We start from the raw sequence: 23,440 nt of genomic DNA on the forward strand, positions 1-23,440 counted from the left end.
GTCAGGCCAGCAGCGCCTTCGCGATGTGCGTCACCTGGATCTCGTTGCTCCCCGCGTAGATCATCAACGACTTCGCGTCCCGCGCCAGCTGTTCCACCCGGTACTCGGCCATGTACCCGTTCCCCCCGAACAACTGCACCGCCTCCATCGCCACCTCGGTCGCGGCCTCGGACGAGTACAGCTTCATCGCCGAAGCCTCCGCCAGCGACGGGCGCTTGCCCGCCCGTAGCTGGGCGACAGTCTGGAACACCATGTTCTGGACGTTGACCCGCGCCACCTCCATCTTCGCCAGCTTCAGCTGGATCAGCTGGAACCGCCCGATCTCCTGGCCCCACAGCGTGCGCGATTTGGCGTACGAGACACACAGCCGCCGGCACTCGTTGATGATCCCCAGCGACAGCGCCGCCACGCCGACGCGCTCGGCCACGAAACTCTCCCGGGCGCTCTCCGAACCCGACGTCGACAGCAGCCGGTCCGCGCCCAGGCGGACGTCGGAGAAGAACAGCTCGCCCGTCGGGGACGACATCATGCCCATCTTCTTGAACGGCTTGCCCTGCACGAATCCCGGCATCCCGCGGTCCAGAACGAACGTCAGCACCGGCCGGTCGCGGGACGGCGAGCCGTCGTCCAGCTTCGCGTACACCACCACCGTGTCCGCGTGAGGACCGTTGGTGATGAACGTCTTGCGCCCGTTCAGCACGTACTCGTCGCCGTCACGCCGGACCGTGGTCTGCATGCCGCCGAACGCGTCCGAGCCCGAGTCCGGTTCCGTGATCGCCCACGCGCCGATCTTTTCGAACGTCGCCAGCCCCGGCAGCCAGCGTTCCTTCTGCTCCCGCGAGCCCTTCGACAGGATCGTCGCCGCGGCCAAGCCCAGCGAGACACCCAGCGAAGCCACGATCCCGAGGCTCACCCCGGCCAGCTCGCTGATCGCGATCAGCGCCAGGGTCTCCTGCCCGCCCAGTGACGGCGAGGCACCGGAAGAAGACGAAGGGGACAGCAGCCGGGAAACCGCTTCCGCCGCCATGACGTCCAGCCCGAACGCCGCGAACAGCTTCCGGATGATGTCGTACGGCGGCAGCGAACCGCTTTCCAGCTCGTCCAGGTGCGGCCGGATCTCCTTCGCGATGAAGTCCCGGATCGAGTCCCGGACCAGCAGGTCCGTCTCCGACCACTCGATCACGGCAGCCTCGCCGCGATGTCGCCGATCTCCCACGGGCCGTCCGTTTCGATCACCTTGACGTCGTGCCAGCCCGCCAGTTCCGAGATCGCGCCGCCCTGTACCGCGAACACCTTTCCCGTCACCGGGCACTTCTCCGAGGCCAGGTAAGCCACCAGTGGCGAGATGTTCGCCGGCGAGAACGCGTCGAACTCGCCCTCCTCGACGGGAGCCGCGAAGATCGCCCCCATACCCGGGGTCGCCAGCGTCAAGCGCGTCCGGGCGATCGGGGCGATCGCGTTCACCCGCACCCCGTAACGCTCCAATTCGGCCGCCGCCACCAACGTCATCGCCGCGATGCCCGCCTTCGCCGCGCCGTAGTTCACCTGGCCCGGGTTCGGCAGCGTCGTTCCCGATGCCGATGCCGTGTTGATCACCGAGGCCGCCACCGGCGAGCCCGCCTTCGACGCCGACTTCCAGTACGCCGCCGCGTGGTGCAGCACCGCCGCGTGGCCCTTCAGGTGGACCGCGATCACTTCGTCCCACTGCTTTTCCGTCATGCTCGCGACGAACGCGTCGCGCAGGATGCCCGCGTTGTTGACCACCACGTCCAGGCGGCCGAACTCCGCCACCGCCTGCTCGACCAGCTCCGCGGCGCCCCGCCAGGACGCCACGTCCGACGTGTTCGCCACCGCCGAGCCACCCTGCTCGCGGATCTCCGAGACCACCGAAGGGTCCGGATCGACGTCGTTCACGACCACGGAAGCACCCTCGCGCGCGAACAGCAGCGCGTGGGAGCGCCCGATGCCCCGCCCCGCGCCGGTGATCAGCGCGACGCGCCCGTCCAGTGCGCCCATCAGTTCTCTCCGATCTCGGCGAGGCCGTCCTTGAGCACCACGGTGTCCCCCACGGTGGTTTCGAAAGCGAAAGTGCCGGGGCCGGCCGCCCAGATGGCCGTCGACAGGTCCTGACCCGGCAGCACCGGCGCGGCGAAGCGGACGGCGAGGCGGCGCAGCCGGCCCGCCGGAGCCACCTCGGTCAGCACGGCCCACGACGTGAACGCCATCGTGCACAGCCCGTGCGCGATGATTCCCGGCAACCCCGCCGAGCGGGCCACCTCCTCGTCGAGGTGGATCGGCATCGGGTCGCCGGCGGCCGGGCCGTAGCGGTACGTCTGGTCGTCGTCGACGTGCTGGACGACCTTCGCGACCGGAGCCGAAGCACGCAGCGCGTCGTTGAACCGGTGCGACGGCCCGAGCGTGCCGCGCTGCTCCCCGGTGTCGAAGCCGCGCACGAAAAACGTCACGTACTGCTCGTTCACCAAGGCACCGGCGGCCGTGCGGCATTCGAGGTAGACCGTCGCCCGGGTGCCCTTCGGCAGTCCCTCGTACCCGGTCATCTTGGCGCGCGACACCAGCGCGTCACCGGGGCGGATCGGGCGGTGGAAGCGGAAGTCCTGCTCGCCGTGCAGCACCTTCCCGAACAGCGACGGCGGCACGACCTCCAGCGCCGGTTCCAGCAGCGACTGGAACACCGGCACGATCGCGAACACCGGGCTCGCGACGTCACCCGCGCGGTGGGCCGGGATCGGGTCGTTCGTCGCCGCCGCGTACTCGGCGAGCCGCTCGCGCGTGACGTCGAAGGACACCGGCGACGTCCACTTGTCGAGCCCGGCCGGATCGAACTTCACGCGACCAGCGCCTTGAACTTCTCGAGGGACTCGTCGAGGTTCTTCTTGCCGTCCTTCTCCACGGCCTTGCCGAGCGCACCGACGATCATCGCGCCGGTGAACTCGGCGTCGATGGTCGCCGCCGAGCCGGATCCGGCCGCCGCCACGGAAAGCGAGAAGCTGATCTTCACCCCGGCCATGCCGGTTCCCGAAATGACCAGCTTGTGCGGGGCGTCGTACTCGTCGACGGTCCAGGTGATCGTGTTCGCCATGCCGAGCATGGTGACCACTTCGGACACTTGCGAGCCCTGCGAGAACTCGGCGGGAACCTCCCCCTTCCACTTGGTGTGGATGGTCAGCCACTTCTCGAAGTTGTTCGGGTTCGAGAACTCCGCCCACACCGTTTCCGGCGCCGCGGGCAGTTCGGCGGTCGCGCTGATCCGGCCCATGGTTTCTCCTAAGCTCGCTGGTAGGCGGTGACGACGGCAGCGCCACCGAGTCCGATGTTGTGCTGCAGAGCGGCTCGCACGTCCGGCACCTGGCGCTGTTCCGCGTCGCCGCGCAGCTGCCAGGTGAGTTCGGCGCACTGGGCGAGCCCGGTGGCGCCGAGCGGGTGGCCTTTCGAGATCAGCCCGCCGGACGGGTTGACGACCCAGCGCCCGCCGTACGTCGTGTCGCCGGCGTCGACCAGGTGCCCGCCCTCGCCCTCTCCGCAGAGCCCGAGTGCTTCGTACGTCAGCAGTTCGTTGGCGGAGAAGCAGTCGTGCAGCTCGACGACCTGGAAGTCCGCGGGCCCGAGCCCGCTCTGGTCGTAGACGCTGAGCGCGGCCTGCCGGGTCATGTCGTAGCCGACGATGTTCTTCGCGCTGCCGTCGAAGGTGCTGCGGAAGTCGGTGGTCAGCGCCTGCCCGGTGATCTCGACCGCCCGGCCCGCGAGATCGTGTTCCTCCACAAAGGACTCACCGGCCAGGATCGCCGCGCCGGAGCCGTCCGACGTCGGCGAGCACTGCAGCTTGGTCAGCGGGTCGTAGATCATCCGCGACGCCAGGATGTCGTCGAGCGAGTAGACGTCTTGGAACTGCGCGTACGGGTTGTTCACCGAGTGCCGGTGGTTCTTCTCGCCGATCTTCGCGAAGTGCTCGGCGGTGGTGCCGTACTTCGCCATGTGCTCCCGGCCGGCGGCGCCGAACATCCACGGCGCAGGAGGGAACAGCACCTCGGAGATCTCGGCGAGCGCCTGGAGGTGGTTACCCAGTGGCTGTTCGCGGTCGTCGTAGGTCGACGCGAGCGAGCCCGGCTTCATCTTCTCGAAGCCGAGCGCCAGCACGCAGTCCGCGCGGCCGCCGCGGATCGCCTCCGCGGCGAGGTACAGCGCGGTCGAGCCGGTGGAGCAGTTGTTGTTGACGTTGACCACGGGGATTCCGGTCATCCCCAGCTCGTAGACCGCGCGCTGCCCGGACGTCGACTCGCCGTAGACGTACCCGACGTACGCCTGCTGGACGGCGTCGTAGCCGAGCCCGGCGTCCTCGAGCGCGCGAGTCCCGGACTCGCGCGCCATCTGCGGGTAGTCCCAGTCTTCGCGCCGCCCGGGTTTCTCGAACTTCGTCATCCCGACCCCGACGACGTACACCCTGTTCGCCATGCAACAAACATACAGACCGGCATGTATTTATCAAGACCAGAAGACGTCACTTTCGTCATGAAAGCTGCGCTTTGCGGCGCAAAGCGGCACTTTCACGTGAAAGTGCCGCGAGGGGGTCAGCCCAGCGGGGCGACCGGGCCCGGGTAGTGGGCCGGGTCGAGGCAGCTGCCGAGCCCGTCGACGACCGAGCAGAAGCCCGGCGGCCGCACCGGCGTGTACCCGGCCGGGACGCCGTGCCCGGCGATCAGGTCCCGGTACGCCGCGACGGCGTCGGTCGGCCGGCGCGTGAGCGTGGCGTCGGAGCGGGCGTCCACTGTGTACAGCCCGAACCGCGGCTGGTAGCTGCCCCACTCGTAGTTGTCGGTGAGGCTCCAGTAGTTGTAGCCGATGACGTTCATGCCGTCGGCCTTCGCGCGCTGCACCCAGTAGAGGTGGTCGCGCAGGTGGTCGGACCGCGTGTAGCCGTCCGGGCGCGCGGTGCCGTTGTCGGTCGGCATCCCGTTTTCGACGACGTACAGCGGCAGGTTCGGGAACTTCCGCGCGTAGTAGCGGAGGGCGTAGTAGATCCCGTCCGGCTGCGGGGTCACCTTCCAGAACTCGCCGCTCGCCGCGTGGACGGCGCTGAGGTTGTCGAGGCTGGCGCCGTAGTAGTAGTCGACGCCGGTGAAGTCGAGCTTGTCGCGCACCCGGTCGAGGAACGACGAGTCGAGAACGCCCTGCACGGCGGGGATGTACGCGGTGTTGCTGGACACCAGCGCGCCCGGATCCAGCGAGTGGATGAGGTCGTAGGCGGCGCGGTGCACGTTCACCAGCCGCGCCTGCGCCCACGGCAGCTTCCACCCGGCGAGCCCGCCGTTGGCCGTCTCGTTCTGCAGGTACACGGTCGGCTCGTTGATCGTGATCCAGAGCGCACCGAGACCCTTGTAGCGGTCGACGACGCGGCGGGCGTTGGCCAGCCAGGCATCGACGGTGCGATCGGAGTCCCAGCCGCCCTGGTCGGCGACCCAGCCCGGGTAGACCCAGTGGTCGAGGGTGATCATCGGCCGCATCCCGGCGGCGACCACACGCCGGACGACGTCGTCGTAATAGGCGAGCTCGGCCTGGTCCACCTGGCCGGGCCGGGGTTCGACGCGCGCCCATTCGACGCTGAAGCGGAAGACGTTGACGCCGAGCTGCTTCGCGCGGTCGATGTCCTCGGCGTAGCGGTGCCGGAAGTCGACGGCGTCGCGGTAGGGCTCCTTGATCGACGACGTCTTCGCCTGCTCGTAGCGGCGCCAGTTGCTGTCCGGCGCCGATCCCTCCGATTGGTACCCGGAGGTCGCGACACCCCAGAAGAACGCCGGCGACGCGACCGCGGGAGCGACCCCGGCGAGCAGACCCGCCACCAGGACCAGAACGACGACCAGAGCTCGGCGCACCACAGCACCCTCCTCAGCCAACGTGAAGGTCGTTCATGTTAGCGGAGGAGGGTGCCCGGCGCATCCCCTCGTCAGGCGACCTTGAACGACTGAGCGGCGCTGCCGTCACAGGTCGACTGGACCAGCTGGACGCTGTCCGCGGTGGACGCCCCCGGCACGGTCAGGCACTTGCCGCTGTGGCGGGCGACGAAGTGGTAGTACCCGCTGCCTTCGGACACCGGCTGCCACTGCTGGTTGTTCCCGCCGCTGTAGGACCACAGCTGCAGGCCGGCGTTGTCGGCCGTGGAAACGTCGGTGACGTCGATGACCTGGGCGGCGTTCGTCCGGTTGTTGATCCGGTCGTAGCCGCCGCTGGTCGCGGCGAACTGGTACTGCTGCGCCGTGGTGCCGTTGCACGTGTACTGCTGGATCACGGTGCCGTTGGCGCTGGCCGCCGACCGCGCGTCCACGCACTTGCCGGACGCCTTGTTCGTCACCGCGTACCAGGCCGACGGGTCGATCGTGCCGTCCGGCGGCGGGGTGGTCGTGCCGCCGCCCCCGAGCCACTTCAGGCCGTCGAGCAGGAACCGGTTCTGGTCGGCGCTCTCGAACGTCGAGGACAGCGCGGTGTTCGTGTCGTAGTTCATCGCGTTGTGGCCGAAGTTCGAGTAGATCATCTTGTAGTTCTTGTTCGTCCACGAGATCGGGTAGTAGCCGCTGTACCAGGTCTGGTTCGGGTCGGTGCCGATCGGGAAGGTGGACTGGTCCATCGACGCGAGGATGGTGATGTTGCTGTTCTGGCGCAGGTCGTTCTGCCAGGCGTACCACTCCGACGTCGAGGACTTGATGGTCGCCGGCAGGTTTACCGTCGACGGGTGCGTGCGGTTCTCGATCTTCAGCGTCTCCCCGGTCGGGCCCCACGTGTTCGACGTGAAGCGCCCGGTGCCGAGGAAGTCGTTGTGGAACCAGTTGGCGTAGGACGGCGTCGAGCTGTCGTTGTACGCCGTGACGTGGAAGCCGTAGAACGCGCCGCCCGCCTGCATGTACCGCTGGAAGCCCTGGAACTGCGCCTGCGACTGCGGCTGGTCGTCGAGGAACATCACCACCTGGTACTGGCTCGGCGTGATGCTCGTCAGCTGGTTCCAGTTGTTCGTGGCCGTGTAGGTGAAGCCGTTGGCCGCCGCCTGCTGCGGGAACCAGACGTTGGCCTCCTTCTCGAAGCTGATGTGCGCGGCGTCGTAGGTGCCGCTGTAGAACGCGAGCACCTTGAACGGCGTCGCGGCTTCCACGGCCGGGCTCGCGAGGCTGAGCCCGAGGCAGGCGGCGAAGAACACCAAGATTCTGAGCAGGGGACGGCGTGACATGACGGTTCCTTCCGGTGGGGGCGGGGAAACGATCACCAGTGGCGCGGGTAGTGCAGGCCGAAGCCGTACGGGAACAGCGCGGATTTGCCGTCTCCGACGTTGATCGGCTGCTGGTCGGCGCCGCGCATCCAGGTCACCGGCAGCTTGCCGGTCGGGTTGTAGCCGCCGAAGAGGACGTCGGCGATACCCTGGCCTTCGCTGCCCGGCAGCCACGACTCGACCAGCCCGGCCCAGTCCGGCAGCTGCGCCGCGATGTCGAGCGGGCGCCCGGACACCAGCACGACCACCGTCGGCACGCCGGAGTCCTTCAGCTTCTGCAGCGTGGCCAGGTCCGTCGCGTCCAGTCCCATCCCTTGTGGACGGTCGCCCTTGCCTTCCGCGTACGGCGTCTCCCCCACGACCGCGACGGCGACGTCGTAGCTCCGGTCGATCCCGGTGCCGTCTTTGGCGTAGGTCACGTTCTTCGAGTTGCCCGTGATGCCCTGCAGGATCGTGGTGCCGGGGATGACCGGGCCGCTCGTGCCCTGCCAGCCGACCGTCCAGCCACCGGACTGGTTGCCGATGTCGTCCGCGCTCTTGCCGGCGACGAAGATCTTGTCCCGCTTCGAAAGCGGCAGCACGTGGTTCTCGTTCTTGAGCAGCACCTGGGATTCCCGGACGGCCTGGCGCGCGAGGTCGCGGTGCTGCTCGCTGCCGATGGTGTTCAGGAAGCGCCGGTCGGTCAGCGGGTGCTCGAACAGGCCGAGCTCGAACTTCTTGGTGAGGATGCGCTTGTTCGCGTCGTCGATCCGGGACATCGGCACGCGGCCGTCCTGCACGAGGGTCCGCAGCGTGTCGATGAACTTCCGCCACTCGAAGGGCACCATCACCATGTCGATGCCGGCGTTGATCGACGCCTCGACCTCTTCGGGGGTGAAGCCGGTCTTGCCGTCGATCTTGTCGACGCCGTTGTAGTCCGAAACGACGATCCCGGTGAAGCCGAGCTCCTTCTTGAGGACGTCGTTGACGAGGTACGAGCCGGCGTGCATCTTCACGCCGTTCCAGCTGCTGTAGGAGATCATCACCGAGCCGACCCCGCGCTGGATCGCGGCCTTGAACGGCGGCAGGTGGATCTGCCGCAGTTCCTGTTCGCTGATCTCGGTGTTGCCCTCGTTGACGCCGCCGGTCGTGCCGCCGTCGCCGACGTAGTGCTTGGCGGTGGCCAGCACCGAGCCCGGCTGGTCCAGCCGCCTGCCCTGCAGGCCGGTGATGATCGACGTCATCTCGGTGGCCAGCTGCGGGACCTCGCCGAAGGACTCGTAGGTGCGGCCCCAGCGGTCGTTGCGGGCGACGCACAGGCAGGGCGCGAAGTCCCAGTCGATGCCGGTGCCGGACACCTCTTCCGCGGTGGCGCGGCCGAGCTTCTCGACCAGCCGCGGATCGCGGGTCGCGCCGAGGCCGATGTTGTGCGGGAAGACGGTGGCGCCGTAGAGGCCGTTGTGCCCGTGGACGGCGTCGACGCCGTAGATGAGCGGGATGCCCAGCGGCGTGGCGAGCGCGGCTTTCTGGAAGCCGTCGTACATGTCGGCCCAGCTGACGGGCGTGTTCGGGGTCGGCTGCGAGCTGCCGCCGGAGAGCAGCGAACCGAGCCGCCCGGTCGTGACGTCGACGGGGCTCGCGACGCCGAGCCGCTCGGCCTGCATCATCTGGCCGAGCTTGTCGTCGAGGGTCATCCGGGACATCAGGTCGGCGACGCGGACCTTGACCGGTCGCCAGGAATCCTTGTAGGCCGGGCTGTTCCCGGCGAGGGCGGTGGTTTCCGAAGCCAGCAGCAGCCCGACGGCGAGCGCGCCGATCCCCAGCCTGCGTCCGAGGCCCATTCGGGTCCTCCTCGTCGAGAGACCAAAATTCACGCCTTGAATTAATGCATAGGCGTTGTCGGTTGGTCCAGACCTCTGACCGAACTCGGGTGCCGCTCAGCGGGATTGTCCGTTGCGGTCATCTTCTGGCCTAATTGGGTTCTACGGTCTGCTCATGACTCGCGAAACCGACGACCTGCTCTCCCTCCTCGCCGAGGTCCGCAAGCGCTTGCTGATCCCGGCCCGCGACCTCTCCGACGCCGACGCGGCCCGCCGCACGACGGTCAGCGAGCTGACCCTGGGCGGCTTGATCCGCCACTTGGCGACCGGCGAACGGCTGTGGCTGGAGATCCTGCGCAAGGGTGACGGGCAGTTGCCGGAAGGCATGCTGGACACCGAGCAGTACGCGATGAGCGAGACGCTGGCCCACTGGCTGGCGGAGTACTCGACGGCCGCGGCCGCCACCGACGAGTACGTGGCTTCGCTGCCGTCGTTGGACGTCGAGGTCCAGCTGCCGACGACACCGTGGTCCCCACCGGAGCCCCAGTTCTGGTCGGCCCGGAGGATCGTCCTGCACCTGATCCACGAGACGGCCCAGCACGCGGGCCACGCGGACATCCTGCGGGAGTCGCTGGACGGCGCGAACTCCACGGCCCAGCTGGCGTGACACTTATGATCGCGGCAGCGAAGCGCCCGGCCGAGATTCCGGCACGGGCACGAGGGAGGGGCCAGGATGTTCGGCCGGAAGAAGAAGCACGGCACCTTGACCGATCTGATGGCGCAGCTCAGGCCCGATCTGAGCCGGGAATCACTCGGCGTCGGGCCCGGCTTTCCCGGCGTCGCCCCGAACCCGCTCCTGAGCGGTGAAGCACGGAAGCGCAACGCGGAACTGCGTACGGGGGCGCTCGCGCTCGGCGTTCTCGTCGACTGGCGGGAGGTCAACAGCAATCCCCGCGTGGTCCTGATGTTCGACGTGGAGACCGTCGACGGCCTCTCGTTCCGCGGTATCGCGGACGAAGACCTCACGGTCACCGAGCTCACCCGGCTCGCCCCAGGGCAGACGCTGCCCGTGCGCTACCGGCCGGCCGTCATGGACCACTACGTCTCCCTCGCCCGGGACGCGGACCCCGCCCAAGTGCGGCAGCTCGCCGACGCGATCGCGAGCCGCAAGCGCTAGCGGTCCGAGCGCAGCGAAGCCGGGTCGAAGGAGTCCCAGTAGTCGTCCTCGTCCTCGACGCTCGCGGCAGCCGGCGGCGCGGGTTCCGCACCCAGCCGCTCGGCCCGCAGCCGCTGGAACTCCTCGACCGTCATGCCCGGGTCGTCGTCCTCGGCGCGGGCCGGCGCCGGCATGCCCGTCATCTGCTCGATCATGAACGTCATGTCCTCGCCCAGCAGCAAGGCGACCCGGTTGTAGGCGTCCTGGGTCGCCTCGCGCATGGCGGCCTGCGCGACCTCCACCACCCGTGGCCCCACCTGCTCGCCGAGGTTGACCGCCGACGGCGCCAGCCACAGGCGCAGGAGCTTCCCGCGGGCATCGACCGTCGCCTCGACCTGGCCGTCCACGTCGTGCGCGGTCCCGGACGCGGCGGCCATCAGTTCGTCCACTTTGGACATGGCCTCTTCGCGCGCCCGGGCCTGGGCGATCAGCTGGCGGGTCGTGATCACCGCGGTCACCTCCCGTAGGTGTACGTGTCGGCGTCCGGGTCGTCGTCCGGGATCGGTTCGTACCCCAGGACTTCCAGCTGCGACGCGTCCACGACCGGCGCCAGCGCGTGGTACATCCGGTCGCCCGCGCGGCGGGTCGCGCGCTGGGCCAGCTCGAGGATCTGGTCGGCGAGCACCGCCGAGCCGTGTCGCAGGGTCGAGCGGTGGATCGTCAGCCCGGTCAGCAACCCGCCGGGGGCCACCTGGACCTCGATGGTGCCGTCCGGGGACGCCGCCTTGCCCACCACCGGGCCCGAACGGGCGAAGCGCGCCGAAGCGTCGGCCTCCGCGCGGTCCGCCTGCTCGGTGATCCGCGCCGAAGCCAGCTCGATGTCGAAGTCAGCCACCACTCACCCCGTCGGCCGGTAGAACCCGATGAACGACTGCCCCGCGTTCGTGGTGCGGATCTTGCTGATCTGCACCGGGTCGCCGGCTTCGACCATCTGGCCGTCGCCGATCACCATCGCCACGTGGCCGGACCACACGACGAGGTCGCCGGGCAGCAGCTGGTCGATCGACGGGACCTCCGCGCCGACCGTCTGCTGCGCCGCCGTCCGCGGCAGCTGCAGGCCCGCGTCCTGGTACGACGTCATGGTCAGCCCGCTGCAGTCGAGGCCCTGGCCACGCGCGGTGCCGCCCCAGACGTACGGCACGCCGAGCTGCGAAAGCGCGTTGCGCACGGCTTTCGCCGCCGTCTCGTTCGGCGCCATGACCTGCTTGCCGCCGGGGAGGTTGATCGCGACGCCGGAGCCGGGCTGAGGCGGGATCGCGACCGGCAGCCGGGGCTTGTGCACGGCGCCGCCACCGCCGCCGCCCCCTCCTCCACCGCCGCCACCGCCGCCGTCCGAGCCGCCGCCGGAGTAGCCGCTGTTGCTGTTGAACGACGAGCCGACCTTCGTCGACGACGCGCTGCTCGACGACGTCGTCTGCTCGCCGCCACCCAGCCGGGTGCCGATGTCGGTCAGCTGGTTGATCGTCTGCTCGCTGAAGGTCGCGGCCTGGCCGGTGAGCTGGCTGATCTTCGTCTGCAGCTTCATCAGGATGTCGCGCGACGCGGCGGCGCGGCTCTCCGGCGGCTGGATCGACTTCACCGCCGCCAGCGCCTTCATCGACGCCGAGATCTCCTTGATGATCTGGTCGCGGACCTGGTCGTTCTTGATCTCGCCGACGTGCAGCGCCTCGGCGGCCTCGGTCACCGCCTTCTCGATCTCGGCGCTCTCGTCGAGGAGGTCCTGGACCTCTTTTTCGAGGCTCTGCGACGTCGCGGTGGCGCGGTCGGTCGTCGAGCCGGAGCTGGCCGAGGTCAGGTTGACGCGCTGCTCGCCCGCGACGTCACGGGTGCGGCCCACCGACGTCTGCAGGGCGTAGTGCGCGTCCCGCGCGCCGCCGATCGCGGCCGGGTCGTGGCGCACCTTGTCGGCGAACTGGTTCGTGGTGTCCAGGCCGTGCCGGACGAGCTGGTCGGCGTGGTGCTCGGTCACGCGGGACCGTGCCCGAGGTCGGTGCCGAGCCGCCGCACGACGTCGCCGTGCTCGGCTTCGACCGCCGCGTAGTTGCGGTCGGTCTGCCGGGCCGCTTCGCCGACCTGGCGCCAGCCGCCGCCGACGCGGTGCATCTTCTCCTGCAGCGCCCGCATCCGGCCGCTGTAGGCGCCGGAGAACCCGGATTCGCCGCCCATTTCCGAGAAGCCGTGACCGCCGAGCGTCACGTGCGGGCCGACGTGCTTGTCGGCGGCACCCTTGACGTCATCCCCGAGCGGGTCGACTTCGCGCGCGTACCGCGTGTACGCGCCGTCGTCGACGTGAAACCCCGAATGCGAACCGTCCACTGGCCCTCCCTGTCACCGGGGGTGCGACGTGCGTACGCGACCCCCGGTTCCCCTGTTGCAGGAACGAGCCTAGACCACGGTCCGTACCCGGGTGGGCGAATTGCCCGGAGTCAGCCGGTGACCTTCTTGAGCCAATCGGGGTCCTGCCAGGACACGATCGAGCCGTTCGCGGTGACCGTCGGCGTGCCGAAGCCGCGCTGCCCGCCGCCGAAGTCCTGCGCCAGCTTCGGGTCGTTCTCGATCTGCTGGAACGCGGAGTTCAGCTGCTCGTCGTAGGTGCCCGCGTTGACCGTCTGCGCGAACGCCGGGTCGGTGATCCCGACGTTCTTGCCCAGCTCGATCAGCTGCGCCTTGTCGTAGCCGCGCTTGCCCTCTTCGGGCTGGTTCGCGAACAGCGCGTCGTGGAACTGGACGAACTTGCCGGCGTCGGCCGCGGCCAGCGCCGCGTTCGCCGAGTCGAGCGAGTAGCCGGGCGGGCTCGAGCGCTCGTTCAGCAGCGGCACCATGTGGTAGCGGACCTGCAGCTTGCCGTCGTTGACGGCCTGCTCGACCTGGCTCTTGTACTGCTTCTCGAACTCGCCGCAGATCGGGCAGAGGAAGTCGGCGTAGACGTCGATCGACGCCTTGGCGCCGGCCTTGCCCACGGTGACGACCACACCGTCACGCTTTTGGGTGACATCGCCGGCCAGCGAACTGGTCGTCTCGCCGGGGCTGATGACCTGGCCCTCGGTCTTGTTCCGGTCCGAAATCGTCCAGATCACGCCGCCGATCACGAGCGCGGCCACGACGACCACGGCCGCGATCCCGATGATCCACTTCCGCTTGTCACCGGACGCGCCCCTGGCCTGGGCCACCGCCTTGGCTCCCCCGGCCTGCGCGGCCTGACGACGCTTCCGAGCGGTCCGCTCAGCTCCACCCACTGTGTATCAGTTCCCTTCCGCGATACCCGAGTAGTCGGACCCGGGCTCGGTGGAGTTCCCGCGACCCCGCGCCAGCCAGCCGTCGACCGACAGCCACGTGCGCGGCCGCGCCAGCAGCCACACGGCGAGCAGCGCGAATCCGGTGTCGCGGAGGATCTCCTGCGGGTACTCGGTCTGCCCCGCCGCCACCTGGCCGCCGCCGCCGAAGCACCCGCAGTCGATGCTCAGCCCGCGCGCCCACGACTGGGCGATGCCGGCGATGAGCACGACGAGCAGCACCAGCGCGGCGCCCGCGGCCCACCGGGTCGCCAGGCCCGCGAGCAGGAACAGCCCGAGCACGAGTTCGACGAGCGGCAGCGCGATGGCCACCACGTTTTCGAGCGCGCCCGGGAGCACGTCGTACGCCTGCACGGCGATCAACGTCTGCCCGGGATCCGCCAGTTTCAGCGCACCGGAAACGAGCCAGACGGCAGCCAGCCCGAGCCGGGCGAGCGTGCCGACGGCGTCCAGCACGGGTTGGGACGGTCGCACCACGCACTTAGGCTAACGGGAGGACCTGAGAACCAGGTGAGGGCAGGGCAGCGGCGGAGGGAGCGGCTGGATGCGGTGGCGCACGCTCTTCGCTTCGGCGTTGCTGCTGGTCACGGCGTCGGCGTGCGGTCCGGCGAACGTCTCGCCGTCCGACTCGCTGGTCACCCGTGCGAGTGCCACGGATCACCTGACCATCGGCATCCGGTTCGACGCGCCGGGGCTTTCGGAGCACACCGTGGACGGCCGGTTCGTCGGGTTCGACGTCGACGTCGCGACTTTCGTCGCATCGGAACTGGGCGTCGCGGCGAAAGACATCACCTGGCGCGAGACGACGTCGGCGACGCGGGAAACGGACCTCACGTCCGGCGCGGTCGACCTCGTCGTGGCCACCTATTCGATCACCGACAAGCGCAAGCAGGTCGTCTCGTTCGCCGGGCCGTACTTCACCACCGGCCAGGACCTGCTGGTGCGCCGGACGTCGGCCGACATCACCGGCCCGGAAGCGCTCAACGGGCGGCGGCTGTGCTCGGTCACCGGGTCGACACCGGCCCAGCAGGTGAAGGACAAGTTCGCCCAGGCCGTCCAGCTGGTCGAGTACCCGCGGTACTCCGACTGCGTGACGGCGCTGCTGGCCGGCCAGATCGACGCGGTCACCACGGACGCGGTGATCCTCGCCGGCTACGTCACCCGCGACCCGGAGCTGCTGAAGATCGTCGGGAAGCCGTTTTCGGCGGAGAACTACGGCGTCGGCCTGCGCAAGGGCGACACCCAGGGCGTCAGCGCGGTCGACGACGCGATCCGGAAGATGATCTCCTCCGGCGAATGGCTCCGCTCGCTCAACGCGAACATCGGGCCGTCCGGTTACCAGCTGCCCCCGCCCCCCGAGGTCTCCCCGAAGTGAAGCTGCCCGACCTGCCCGTCCGCGCGGTCCTGCCCGACGTGCTGTCCGCGTTGGCCGCCCACGGCACCGCGGTGCTCGTCGCGCCGCCCGGCACGGGGAAGACGACGCTGGTGCCGCTCGCGCTGGCTTCTTCCGGTGGCAAGGTCGTCGTGGCCGAGCCGCGGCGGCTCGCGGCGCGCGCGGCCGCCACGCGAATGGCCGCGCTGCTGGGCGAACCGGTCGGCGAAACCGTCGGCTACGCCGTGCGCGGCGACCGGAAGGTGTCCGCGCGGACCCGCGTCGAGGTCGTGACGTCGGGGCTGCTGGTGCGGCGGGTGCAGGGCGATCCGGAGCTGCCGGGCGTGTCGACGGTGCTGCTCGACGAGTGCCACGAGCGGCACCTGGACGCGGACCTGCTGCTGGCGCTGCTCCTGGACGTCCGCGCCGGGCTGCGCGACGACCTGCGCCTGCTGGCGACGTCGGCGACGGTCGCGGCCGGGCGGCTGGCGTCGCTGCTCGGGGACGCGCCGGTGATCACGGCGACCGCGCCCACCTACCCGGTCTCGTACTCCTACCTGCCACCGGCGCGGGGCGAACGCGTCGAGGCGTGCGTCGCGCGTGCGGTGCGGACGGCGTTGTCGTCGGGCGAAGGCGACGTGCTGGCGTTTCTCCCCGGCGCGGGAGAGATCGCGCGGACGTCGAATCTGCTCCGGCTGTCCGATGTGGACGTCCTGCCGCTGCACGGCCGGTTGTCGGCGGCCCACCAGGACGACGCGCTGCGGCCGCGTGACCGGCGGCGGGTGGTGCTGGCGACGGCGGTCGCCGAGTCGAGCCTGACGGTGCCGGGCGTGCGCGCGGTGGTGGATTCGGGACTGGCGCGTGTGCCGCGGGTCGACCACCGGCGTGGGCTGCCCGGCCTGGCGACCGTCCGGGTGTCGGCGGCGGTCGCGACGCAGCGGTCCGGGCGCGCCGGGCGCGAGGGGACCGGGCGGGCGTACCGGTGCTGGGCGGAGAACGAACAGTCGCTGCTGCCGGCCTACCCGGAGCCGGAGATCCGCACCGCCGAACTGGCCCGGCTGGCGCTGGAACTGGCGTGCTGGTCGACGCCGGACGGCAGCGGGCTGGCCTGGTGGGACCCGCCGGGCGAGGGCGCACTCGCGGCGGGCCGGGCGCTGCTGGAGACGCTCGGCGCCACGGCCGACGGCGTCGTGACCGCCCGCGGGCGGCGGATGGCGGAGCTGGGCCTGCACCCGCGGCTGGCCCGCGCGCTGCTGGACGGCGCGGCCGAGGTCGGCGCCCGGAACGCGGCGGAAGTGGTGGCCCTGCTGGATTCGGGCGGCACGCTGACCGACGTCGAGGCCGAACTCCGCCGCCTGCGAAGCGCGAACGACGACGCCTCGCGCCGCTGGAAACGGGAAGTGCAGCGGCTTTCGAAACTGGTGCGTGGTGACGGGAAGCCGGATCCCGCGCTGGTCGTCGCGCTCGCGCACCCCGAGCGGCTCGCGAAGCGGCGGCCCGGTGGCGCGCCGGTGTACCTGATGGCCGGCGGGACCGCGGCCGAGCTCCCGCCGGGCAGTGGCCTCGACGCCGAATGGCTCGCCGTCGCGGAGGCGACGCGGGACCCCGGCCGCGTCCACGGCACCATCCGCCTCGCCGCGGCCGCCGACGAACGCCTGGCCGTCCGCGCCGGCTCGGTGTCCGAAGTGGACGAAGTCACCTGGGACGGCGACGTCGTCGCCCGGCGCGTCCGCAAGCTCGGCGCGATCACCCTGTCCGAACGGCCACTCGAGGACGCGAACGTCCACGACGCCCTGGTGGCCGGCCTCCGGGCCGAAGGACTGGGCCTCCTCAAGTGGCGCCCGGACGCGACCCGCCTGCGCGAGCGGCTCGCGTTCCTCCACCACGTCCTCGGGCCGCCGTGGCCCGCGGTGGACGACGCTTCCCTCCTGTCCGATGTGGACAGCTGGCTGGACCTTTCCCGCGCCCGGCGGAAAGCGGACCTCGCGGCCATCGACGCCGGCACCGCGCTCAAGGCCCTCCTCCCCTGGCCGGCCGCGGCCAAGCTCGACGACCTCGCCCCGGACCGCCTGGAAGTCCCGTCGGGCTCCCACATCCGCGTCGACTACCGCGAGGACCGGCCGGTCCTCGCGGTCAAGCTGCAGGAGACGTTCGGCTGGACCGAGACACCCACCGTCGCCGGCGTCCCGGTGGTGCTGCACCTGCTCTCCCCCGCCGGCCGCCCGGCCGCCATCACCGCCGACCTGGCCGGCTTCTGGACCACCGGCTATCCGGCGGTCCGCGCCGACCTGCGCGGCCGCTACCCGAAGCACCCCTGGCCGGAGGACCCGGCCACCGCCGTCCCGACCCGGCACACCCGCCGCCGCACCTGACGAAAGTCGGGGGCGGCCCGCGACCGTCGTCCGATGCCCGCACACCGCTACCGGCCGCAGACTTCGACGCATGATCACACTCAGGGGACTCACGAAGCGCTACGGGGAAAAGACCGTCGTCGACGCGCTGACGTGCGACGTCGAACCGGGACGGGTGACGGGCTTTCTCGGCCCCAACGGCGCCGGGAAGTCGACGACCATGCGGATGACCGTCGGCCTCGACCACCCGCAGCAGGGCGAGGCGCTCGTCGGCGGGCGGCGCTACGCCGAGCTGCGGCACCCGCTGCGCGAGGTCGGCGCGCTGCTCGACGCCAAGGCACTGCACCCGGGCCGCAGCGCCGGGAAGCACCTGCTGGCCATGGCGCGCAGCAACGGCATCGCGGCGGCCCGCGTCGAGGAGGTACTGGCGACCGTGGGGCTTTCCGACGTCGCCGGCAAGCGGGCCGGCCAGTTCTCCCTCGGCATGGGGCAGCGTCTCGGCATCGCGGGCGCGCTGCTCGGCGACCCCGGCGTCCTGCTGTTCGACGAGCCGGTCAACGGCCTCGACCCGGACGGCGTCCGCTGGGTCCGCCGGCTGATGCGGTCGCTGGCGGCCGAGGGGCGGACGGTGTTCGTCTCCAGCCACCTGATGAGCGAGATGCAGCTGACCGCGGACCACCTGGTGGTGATCGGCAAAGGCAAGCTGCTGGCCGACGCGCCGGTCGCGGAGTTCATCGCGGGCAACTCCCGCACGACGGTGTCGGTACGCGTCCCGGCCCCGGCCGAACGCTCCACTTTGGACACGCGGCTGCGCGCCGAGGGCGGGCTCACCCACGACGGCGAGCCGGACGAGCTGGTGGTGGACGGCATCGACGTCACCCGCGTCGGCGACCTGGCGCACGAACTGGGGATCCGCCTGCACGGCCTCACCGAGCGGACGGCGTCGCTCGAGCAGGCGTACATGGAACTGACCGCTTCTTCGGTGGAGTACGGGGTGTCGGCATGACGACGGCGGTGCGCGGCGCGGTGGCGTCGGAGTGGACGAAGTTCTGGTCGGTCCGGGCCACGTGGTGGTGCCTGGCGACGGCGACGGCCTTGATGCTGGGCTACGCGACGCTGTCAGCGATCGTCCAGCGCTACGGCGACGACGCCTCGGGCGCGAACACGATCGCCCTCGGCGGCGCCTTCTACCTGGCACAGTTCGCGGTGATCGCACTGGCCACACTGTTCGTGACGAGCGAATACGCGGGCGGCGGCATCCGCTCGACGCTGCTGTGGACCCCGGCCCGCCCCCGCGTGGTCACGGCGAAGGCGGCGATCCTGGTGCCGGTGCTCTTCGGCTTCGGCGTCTTGCTGGCGTGCGCGGGAATGGCACTGGCCGCGACGGTGAAGGACGGCTACGGCCTGCCGACGTCGTTCGAAGGCGCGTTCACGACGGCATCGGGCATGGGCGGGTACTTCGCGTTGCTGGGGTTGCTGTCGGTGGGCGTCGGCTGGGCCCTGCGCAGCGCGGCGGGGACGCTGGTGTCGGTGATCGTGCTGCTGGTGCCGCTGCCGCTGATCGTGGCTTCGCTGGGGCGGCCGGAGCTGGTGGCGTACTTCCCGGGGATCGCCGGGATGAACGCGATGGTGGAGGCGGGCCACCCGAACCCGATCACGATGGCACCGGCGCCGTACGCGCCCTGGGTGGGACTGGTGGTGTGCGCAGCCTGGTCCGCGGCGGGGCTGGCGGTGGGGACGGCGGTGCTGCGGCGGCGGGACGCCTGAGGCCGCACCGGCAGACGCGGCTCTGGCCGAGGTCGCGAATGACTCATTGGGGACGTCTGAGGTCCCGAATGAGTCATTCGCGACCTCCCACCGCCACCGAGCCGGCTAGCCAGGGTCGCGCCAGCAAACCCAGCCGAGCGGCCCGACCGAGAACGCGCCGGCAAACCCAGCCGAGCGGCCGGCCCAGGCCACGCCGGCAAACCCAGCGGAGCGGCTGACCGAGATCGCGCCGGCAAACCCGGCGGAGCGGCCCGATCGAGGTCGCGAATGACTCATTGGGGACGTCTGAGGTCCCGAATGAGTCATTCGCGACCTCCCACCGCCACCGAGCCGCCACCCGGGCCGGCTAGCCACCACCCACCAGGCCGCCCAGTCGGCCGCCGGGCCGCCCCACCCAGGCCAGCCGCGTCAGCCCCACCCGGCCAGCCGCGTCAGCCCACCCCGATGCCCGCCAGGATCTCCCGCGCGCTCTCCACCAGCGACTCCCGCGAAGCCGGCGCCGAAGCACCCGCCAGCGCGCCGAAGATCGTCCCCTCCATCCAGTCCACCACCACCCCCGCGTGCCGCGCCGGGTCCGCCGAGCCCGCCGCCGCCAAGACCTCTGCTGCTCGGCGGCGGATCAGCGCCCCTCCCGAGTCGTACTCCGCGCGCAGCTCCGGCCGCCGCGTCGCCTCCAACGCGAACTCGTACCGCGCCAGCATCCGCGTCCGCCCCGAAGTGATCGCCTCGAACGCGTACCCCGCGATGAACTCCGCCAGATCACCCGACGCCGCCGAAACCCGGTCCAGCTCGACTATCCGGGCGAAGGCCAGCGAGAGCAGTGCCGCCCGCGTGCGGGCGTAGTACGACGTCGAGCCCACCGGCAAACCCGCCGCCCGGTCGACCGCGCGGTGGGTCAGGCCGCGCATGCCGTCCGCCGCGATCACCTCGATGGCCGTGTCCGCAATCACTTCCAGACGTTCCACCACCCCACTCTACAGGTGTAGAGTCCTCTACACCTGTAGAGGAGGAGTCATGCACGCAGTGGTCGTCGGGGGCGGCATCGGCGGACTCGGGGCCGCCGCCGGGCTGCACCGGGTCGGGTGGCAGGTCACCGTGCTGGAACAAGCGCCGGACTTCGGCGACGTCGGCGCCGGGATCTCACTCTGGCCGAACGCCCTGCGCTGCCTGGACGAGCTCGGCGTCGACCTCGGCGATCCCCTCGCCGCCCAGCGCGACGGCGGGTTCCGCGACCGGCGCGGCCACCGCATCACCCGCTGGGATTCGGCCGCCTTCGAACGCCTCCACGGCCGTCCCCTCGGCGCCATCCACCGGCGAGACCTCATCACCGCGCTCAAGAACGCCGTCCCCGCCGACAGCCTCCGGACCGGCGCGAAAGTCACCGAAGTCCGCGAAGACGGCCTGGTCCGCTTCGACGGCGGAGAAATCAACGCCGACCTCGTCATAGCCGCCGACGGGATCCGCAGCGGAGTCCGCCGTACGCTCTTCCCGCGGCACCCCGAACCGGTTTACGCCGGCAGTGCGGCCTTCCGCGGCATCGCCCGGCGACCGGGCACCGAGCTCAGCACCAGCTTCGACCGCGGTGTCGAAGTCGGCGTCCTGCCCCTCACCGGCGACGACGTCTACTGGTGGATCTCCTACCTCACCGAGCCGGGCCGGAACCCGGGCCGCCCGGACTTCGGTGCGTGGCACGACCCCATCCCGGCCCTGCTCGACGCGACCCCGCCGGAAGCGCTCCTGCACCACGACCTCTACCACCTCGGCACACCGCTGCCGGCCTACACCCGCGGCCGGATCGCCCTGCTCGGCGACGCCGCGCACGCGATGCCGCCGTTCCTCGGCCAAGGCGGCTGCCAGGCCCTCGAAGACGCCGTCGTGCTCGCCAACGCCATGTCCACAAAGGACGTCGCAAAAGGACTCCGCGCCTACGACGACGAACGGCGGCCACGCAGCCAGAAAGTCGCCAGGGAATCCGTCCGGATGGGCAAACTGGGCCCGCAGCTGACCAATCCCGTCGCGACGACGCTGCGCACCGCCGCACTGAAAATGCTCCCCGCGAAAGCGACCGTCCGGATGGGCGCGGGCATCACGGGGTGGCGGCCGCCGCGTCTCCCCCGGTCAGCCCCGCCTCGTACGCCGTGATCGCCGCCTGCACCCGGTTCTTCGCGCCGAGCCGGGTCAGGATCGTGCTCACGTGCGCCTTCACCGTGCCCTCGACGACGAACATCCGGGCCGCGATGTCCGCATTGGACAGTCCGGAACCCAGCAGCGTCAGCACTTCCCGCTCGCGGGGTGTCAGCACGCTGATCCGCTCCCTCGCCGCGGCCGCGCGCGTCAGCTGACCGCCGGACAGCCGCGCGATGACCCGCTGGGCCACCTTCGGTGAGAGGAACGCGGCCCCGCCGGCGACGGCGTGGATCCCGGCCAGCAGTTCGCGCGGGTCCCCCGACTTCAGCAGGAACCCGCCCGCGCCGAGGCCCAGCGCGCGTTCGATGTACTCGTCCTCGCCGAACGTCGTCAGCATGATCACGCCGGTCGAGGGCAGCAGCCGCCGGATCTCCGCCGCCGCGCCGAGGCCGTCCAGCCCCGGCATCCGGATGTCGAGCAGCACGACGTCCGGGTGCGTGGCGAGCGCCTGCGAAACGGCCTCACGCCCGTCGCCGGCCTCGGCGACGACTTCGATGCCCGGATCCGCGCCGAGGATCGCCGCGACCCCCGCCCGCATCAGCGCTTCGTCGTCGGCCAGCACGACCCTGATCACGGTGCCCCCTCGGCGAACCAGTCCTTGGAAACCAGCTTCCCATCGGCGAAACACAGCCGGTAGGCGGCGTAGTCGGCGTTCAGCCACGACCGCCCGGCGCCGTAGTACTCGCACGCCGCACCCGGCACCGGAGGCGGCTCGCCCCGCGTGGGACGCGCCGAGCGCTGGCGTTCGGGCAGCGTGAGCTCGGCACGGGACTGCCCGATCCGCAGCCGCTCGTAGACGCCGCCGGGCAGCTCCGAGGAGTTCCACTGGTAGAGGAACGCGATCCCGCCGACCGCCAGCACCACGCCGAACAGCGTGAGCGGCACGACGACCGCCTGGACCAGGCTGCGCCGCACGTCGCGGCGGGCCAGCTCCAGCGCGCGGGCCGACGTCGACTGCCCGACATCGTCGTCGGCGGCTTCGCGCAGCTCCGGCGTCTCCTCGACCGGCGCGGCGTCGTGCGGCAGCGTCGCGGCGACGGCGAACCCGCCCTCGTGCGGCCCCGCGCGCAGCGTGCCGCCGACCAGCCGGACGCGCTCGCGCAGGCCGATCAGCCCGCGCCGCCCGGACGCCGCGCCCGGCAGCGGCCCGGCGGGCGGTGGCGTGTTGACGACGCTCACCTCCGTCACGGCACCGGAGCTCGTCACCCGGACCGTCGCGGCGGCGCCCGGCGCGTGCTTCGCCACGTTCGTCAGCCCTTCCTGCACCACGCGGTGGGCGGCGAGGGCGACCATCGGCGGCGCCTGCGCGCTGTCGACCGCCGCGTCGATCAGCAGCCCCGACGCCCGCGCCCGCGCGATCAGCTCGCCGAGGTCGCCCTGCACCGGTTCGACCGGCGCGGCGTCCTCGCGCAGCACGCCGATGATTTCGCGCAGCCGCTCGGTCGCCGCCGCGGCACTGGTCCGCAGCTGCGTGGCCGCGTCGCGCTGGGTGCCGTCGAGCCCGGGCGCGACCTCGAGCGCGGCGGCCCGGACGGCGATCAGGCTCAGCTCGTGCCCGAGCGAGTCGTGCATGTCGCTGGCGATCCGCGCGCGCTCGCGCAGCCGCGCCTGGTCGGCGACGAGCCGCTGCCTGCTCTCCATCTCCTCGGCCCGGCGCCAGCCGGTGCGCGCGAGCTCGCCGCGCACCCGGACGTACCGGCCCAGCAGCCACGGCGACAGCCCGGCGAACACCAGGATCGCGACCATCGCGGCCCAGTCGCCGATCCCGTCGGGCCCGAACAGCAGGGCCAGCGGCAGGCCGAGCAGCACCACGGCCACGCCGGTCAGCACGCCCGGCCGCGCCCGGTCCATCCGCAGCCCGGCCAGGTAGCTCATCGCCACCAGCACGAACACGACCCAGACGGCCACGCGGTCGCCGTACGGGAACGGCACCGCGAGCGTGCCGGCCAGCGCGATGCCGAGCGAGACCACCGGGTACCGCCGGGACGTCGCCACCGAGCCCGCCACGACGGCGAGGCCGCCGGCCAGCTCCCAGTACGACCGCGTATCGACGGTGCCCGCGGCGACGACGAAGGCGAGGAACAGGCCGAGCGCGACGTCGAGCACCACCCGCCACCTGCGCTTCGTCACCTCTCGCACCGGACCGAAGCTACAAGGCGTGATCGCGGGCGACCACTGCCGAAAG

General features: G+C 71.1%; 24 protein-coding genes. 7 read left to right on the forward strand and 17 right to left on the reverse strand.

What is annotated here, in order from left to right; genetic code table 11:
- Position 1 precedes the first annotated feature (1 nt).
- The 8 genes from SD460_RS43690 to SD460_RS43725 form a co-directional block, all read right to left on the reverse strand.
- Entirely contained in the window at positions 2–1,183 is a 1,182-nt protein-coding gene (locus tag SD460_RS43690; protein ID WP_318307667.1) for an acyl-CoA dehydrogenase family protein, read from the reverse strand.
- Complete coding sequence (locus tag SD460_RS43695; RefSeq protein ID WP_290057869.1) at positions 1,180–2,016, reverse strand: SDR family oxidoreductase; 837 nt, start codon at positions 2,014–2,016, stop codon at positions 1,180–1,182. Before SD460_RS43695 ends, SD460_RS43690 begins: the two co-directional genes overlap by 4 nt.
- Positions 2,016–2,849 (reverse strand): MaoC/PaaZ C-terminal domain-containing protein, encoded by an 834-nt coding sequence (locus tag SD460_RS43700; protein ID WP_318307668.1) that lies wholly within the window; start codon positions 2,847–2,849, stop codon positions 2,016–2,018. The genes SD460_RS43695 and SD460_RS43700 overlap by 1 nt, the downstream gene beginning before the upstream one ends.
- Complete coding sequence (locus tag SD460_RS43705) at positions 2,846–3,277, reverse strand: type II toxin-antitoxin system Rv0910 family toxin (RefSeq protein ID WP_290057871.1); 432 nt, start codon at positions 3,275–3,277, stop codon at positions 2,846–2,848. Before SD460_RS43705 ends, SD460_RS43700 begins: the two co-directional genes overlap by 4 nt.
- An 8-nt stretch (positions 3,278–3,285) precedes the next feature.
- The gene (locus tag SD460_RS43710; RefSeq protein WP_290057872.1) at positions 3,286–4,470 is read right to left on the reverse strand and encodes a lipid-transfer protein; all 1,185 of its coding nucleotides are present in this window, start codon (positions 4,468–4,470) and stop codon (positions 3,286–3,288) included.
- A gap of 116 nt (positions 4,471–4,586) precedes the next feature.
- Positions 4,587–5,891, reverse strand: coding sequence for a glycoside hydrolase family 1 protein (locus SD460_RS43715; RefSeq protein ID WP_290057873.1), 1,305 nt, complete (start codon positions 5,889–5,891; stop codon positions 4,587–4,589).
- A 68-nt stretch (positions 5,892–5,959) separates the two neighbouring features.
- The gene (locus SD460_RS43720) at positions 5,960–7,231 is read right to left on the reverse strand and encodes an RICIN domain-containing protein (RefSeq protein WP_290057874.1); all 1,272 of its coding nucleotides are present in this window, start codon (positions 7,229–7,231) and stop codon (positions 5,960–5,962) included.
- A 32-nt stretch (positions 7,232–7,263) separates the two neighbouring features.
- Complete coding sequence (locus SD460_RS43725; RefSeq protein WP_290057875.1) at positions 7,264–9,090, reverse strand: glycoside hydrolase family 3 protein; 1,827 nt, start codon at positions 9,088–9,090, stop codon at positions 7,264–7,266.
- Positions 9,091–9,244: 154 nt separating this feature from the next.
- Here SD460_RS43725 and SD460_RS43730 point away from each other — a divergent pair, with 154 nt between their 5' ends.
- Positions 9,245–9,736 (forward strand): mycothiol transferase, encoded by a 492-nt coding sequence (locus tag SD460_RS43730; RefSeq protein WP_290057876.1) that lies wholly within the window; start codon positions 9,245–9,247, stop codon positions 9,734–9,736.
- Between the two features lie 66 nt (positions 9,737–9,802).
- Positions 9,803–10,246: a hypothetical protein gene (locus SD460_RS43735; RefSeq protein WP_290057877.1), complete on the forward strand. Its 444-nt coding sequence runs from the start codon at positions 9,803–9,805 to the stop codon at positions 10,244–10,246.
- On the opposite strand, the gene SD460_RS43740 is transcribed toward SD460_RS43735, so the two are convergent.
- From SD460_RS43740 to SD460_RS43765, 6 genes are all read right to left on the reverse strand, one after another.
- A complete protein-coding gene (locus tag SD460_RS43740; RefSeq protein ID WP_290057878.1) occupies positions 10,243–10,734 on the reverse strand; it encodes a YbaB/EbfC family nucleoid-associated protein in 492 nt (163 codons plus the stop codon). The genes SD460_RS43735 and SD460_RS43740 overlap by 4 nt on opposite strands.
- A 5-nt stretch (positions 10,735–10,739) precedes the next feature.
- Positions 10,740–11,120: a YbaB/EbfC family nucleoid-associated protein gene (locus SD460_RS43745; RefSeq protein WP_290057879.1), complete on the reverse strand. Its 381-nt coding sequence runs from the start codon at positions 11,118–11,120 to the stop codon at positions 10,740–10,742.
- A 3-nt stretch (positions 11,121–11,123) separates the two neighbouring features.
- Positions 11,124–12,254: a C40 family peptidase gene (locus SD460_RS43750; RefSeq protein ID WP_290057880.1), complete on the reverse strand. Its 1,131-nt coding sequence runs from the start codon at positions 12,252–12,254 to the stop codon at positions 11,124–11,126.
- Positions 12,251–12,601, reverse strand: coding sequence for a hypothetical protein (locus SD460_RS43755; protein WP_290057881.1), 351 nt, complete (start codon positions 12,599–12,601; stop codon positions 12,251–12,253). Before SD460_RS43755 ends, SD460_RS43750 begins: the two co-directional genes overlap by 4 nt.
- Positions 12,602–12,711: 110 nt before the next feature.
- Positions 12,712–13,455 (reverse strand): DsbA family protein, encoded by a 744-nt coding sequence (locus tag SD460_RS43760; protein ID WP_290057882.1) that lies wholly within the window; start codon positions 13,453–13,455, stop codon positions 12,712–12,714.
- Between the two features lie 72 nt (positions 13,456–13,527).
- A complete protein-coding gene (locus tag SD460_RS43765; protein WP_160702881.1) occupies positions 13,528–14,034 on the reverse strand; it encodes a MauE/DoxX family redox-associated membrane protein in 507 nt (168 codons plus the stop codon).
- Positions 14,035–14,122: 88 nt separating this feature from the next.
- Between SD460_RS43765 and SD460_RS43770 the strand changes: the two genes are divergently transcribed.
- From SD460_RS43770 to SD460_RS43785, 4 genes are all read left to right on the forward strand, one after another.
- Complete coding sequence (locus SD460_RS43770; protein ID WP_290057883.1) at positions 14,123–14,953, forward strand: glutamate ABC transporter substrate-binding protein; 831 nt, start codon at positions 14,123–14,125, stop codon at positions 14,951–14,953.
- Complete coding sequence (hrpB, locus tag SD460_RS43775; RefSeq protein ID WP_318307669.1) at positions 14,950–17,322, forward strand: ATP-dependent helicase HrpB; 2,373 nt, start codon at positions 14,950–14,952, stop codon at positions 17,320–17,322. The genes SD460_RS43770 and hrpB overlap by 4 nt, the downstream gene beginning before the upstream one ends.
- A gap of 70 nt (positions 17,323–17,392) precedes the next feature.
- Positions 17,393–18,307, forward strand: coding sequence for an ATP-binding cassette domain-containing protein (locus SD460_RS43780; RefSeq protein ID WP_290057886.1), 915 nt, complete (start codon positions 17,393–17,395; stop codon positions 18,305–18,307).
- Entirely contained in the window at positions 18,304–19,068 is a 765-nt protein-coding gene (locus SD460_RS43785; protein ID WP_290057887.1) for an ABC transporter permease, read from the forward strand. Before SD460_RS43780 ends, SD460_RS43785 begins: the two co-directional genes overlap by 4 nt.
- Before the next feature lie 431 nt (positions 19,069–19,499).
- Here SD460_RS43785 and SD460_RS43790 read toward each other — a convergent pair whose 3' ends face one another.
- Entirely contained in the window at positions 19,500–20,033 is a 534-nt protein-coding gene (locus SD460_RS43790; protein ID WP_290053283.1) for a TetR/AcrR family transcriptional regulator, read from the reverse strand.
- A gap of 49 nt (positions 20,034–20,082) precedes the next feature.
- Here SD460_RS43790 and SD460_RS43795 point away from each other — a divergent pair, with 49 nt between their 5' ends.
- Positions 20,083–21,210 carry an FAD-dependent monooxygenase gene (locus SD460_RS43795; protein ID WP_290053284.1) on the forward strand — a complete coding sequence of 376 codons (1,128 nt, stop codon included), beginning with the start codon at positions 20,083–20,085 and terminating at the stop codon, positions 21,208–21,210.
- Here SD460_RS43795 and SD460_RS43800 read toward each other — a convergent pair.
- Both SD460_RS43800 and SD460_RS43805 read right to left on the reverse strand, forming a co-directional pair.
- Positions 21,155–21,829 carry a response regulator gene (locus SD460_RS43800; protein WP_290053286.1) on the reverse strand — a complete coding sequence of 225 codons (675 nt, stop codon included), beginning with the start codon at positions 21,827–21,829 and terminating at the stop codon, positions 21,155–21,157. The genes SD460_RS43795 and SD460_RS43800 overlap by 56 nt on opposite strands.
- Positions 21,826–23,385 carry a sensor histidine kinase gene (locus tag SD460_RS43805; protein WP_438860575.1) on the reverse strand — a complete coding sequence of 520 codons (1,560 nt, stop codon included), beginning with the start codon at positions 23,383–23,385 and terminating at the stop codon, positions 21,826–21,828. Before SD460_RS43805 ends, SD460_RS43800 begins: the two co-directional genes overlap by 4 nt.
- Positions 23,386–23,440 lie beyond the last annotated feature (55 nt).

The organism is Amycolatopsis solani (genome assembly GCF_033441515.1).
GTDB lineage: Bacteria > Actinomycetota > Actinomycetes > Mycobacteriales > Pseudonocardiaceae > Amycolatopsis > Amycolatopsis solani.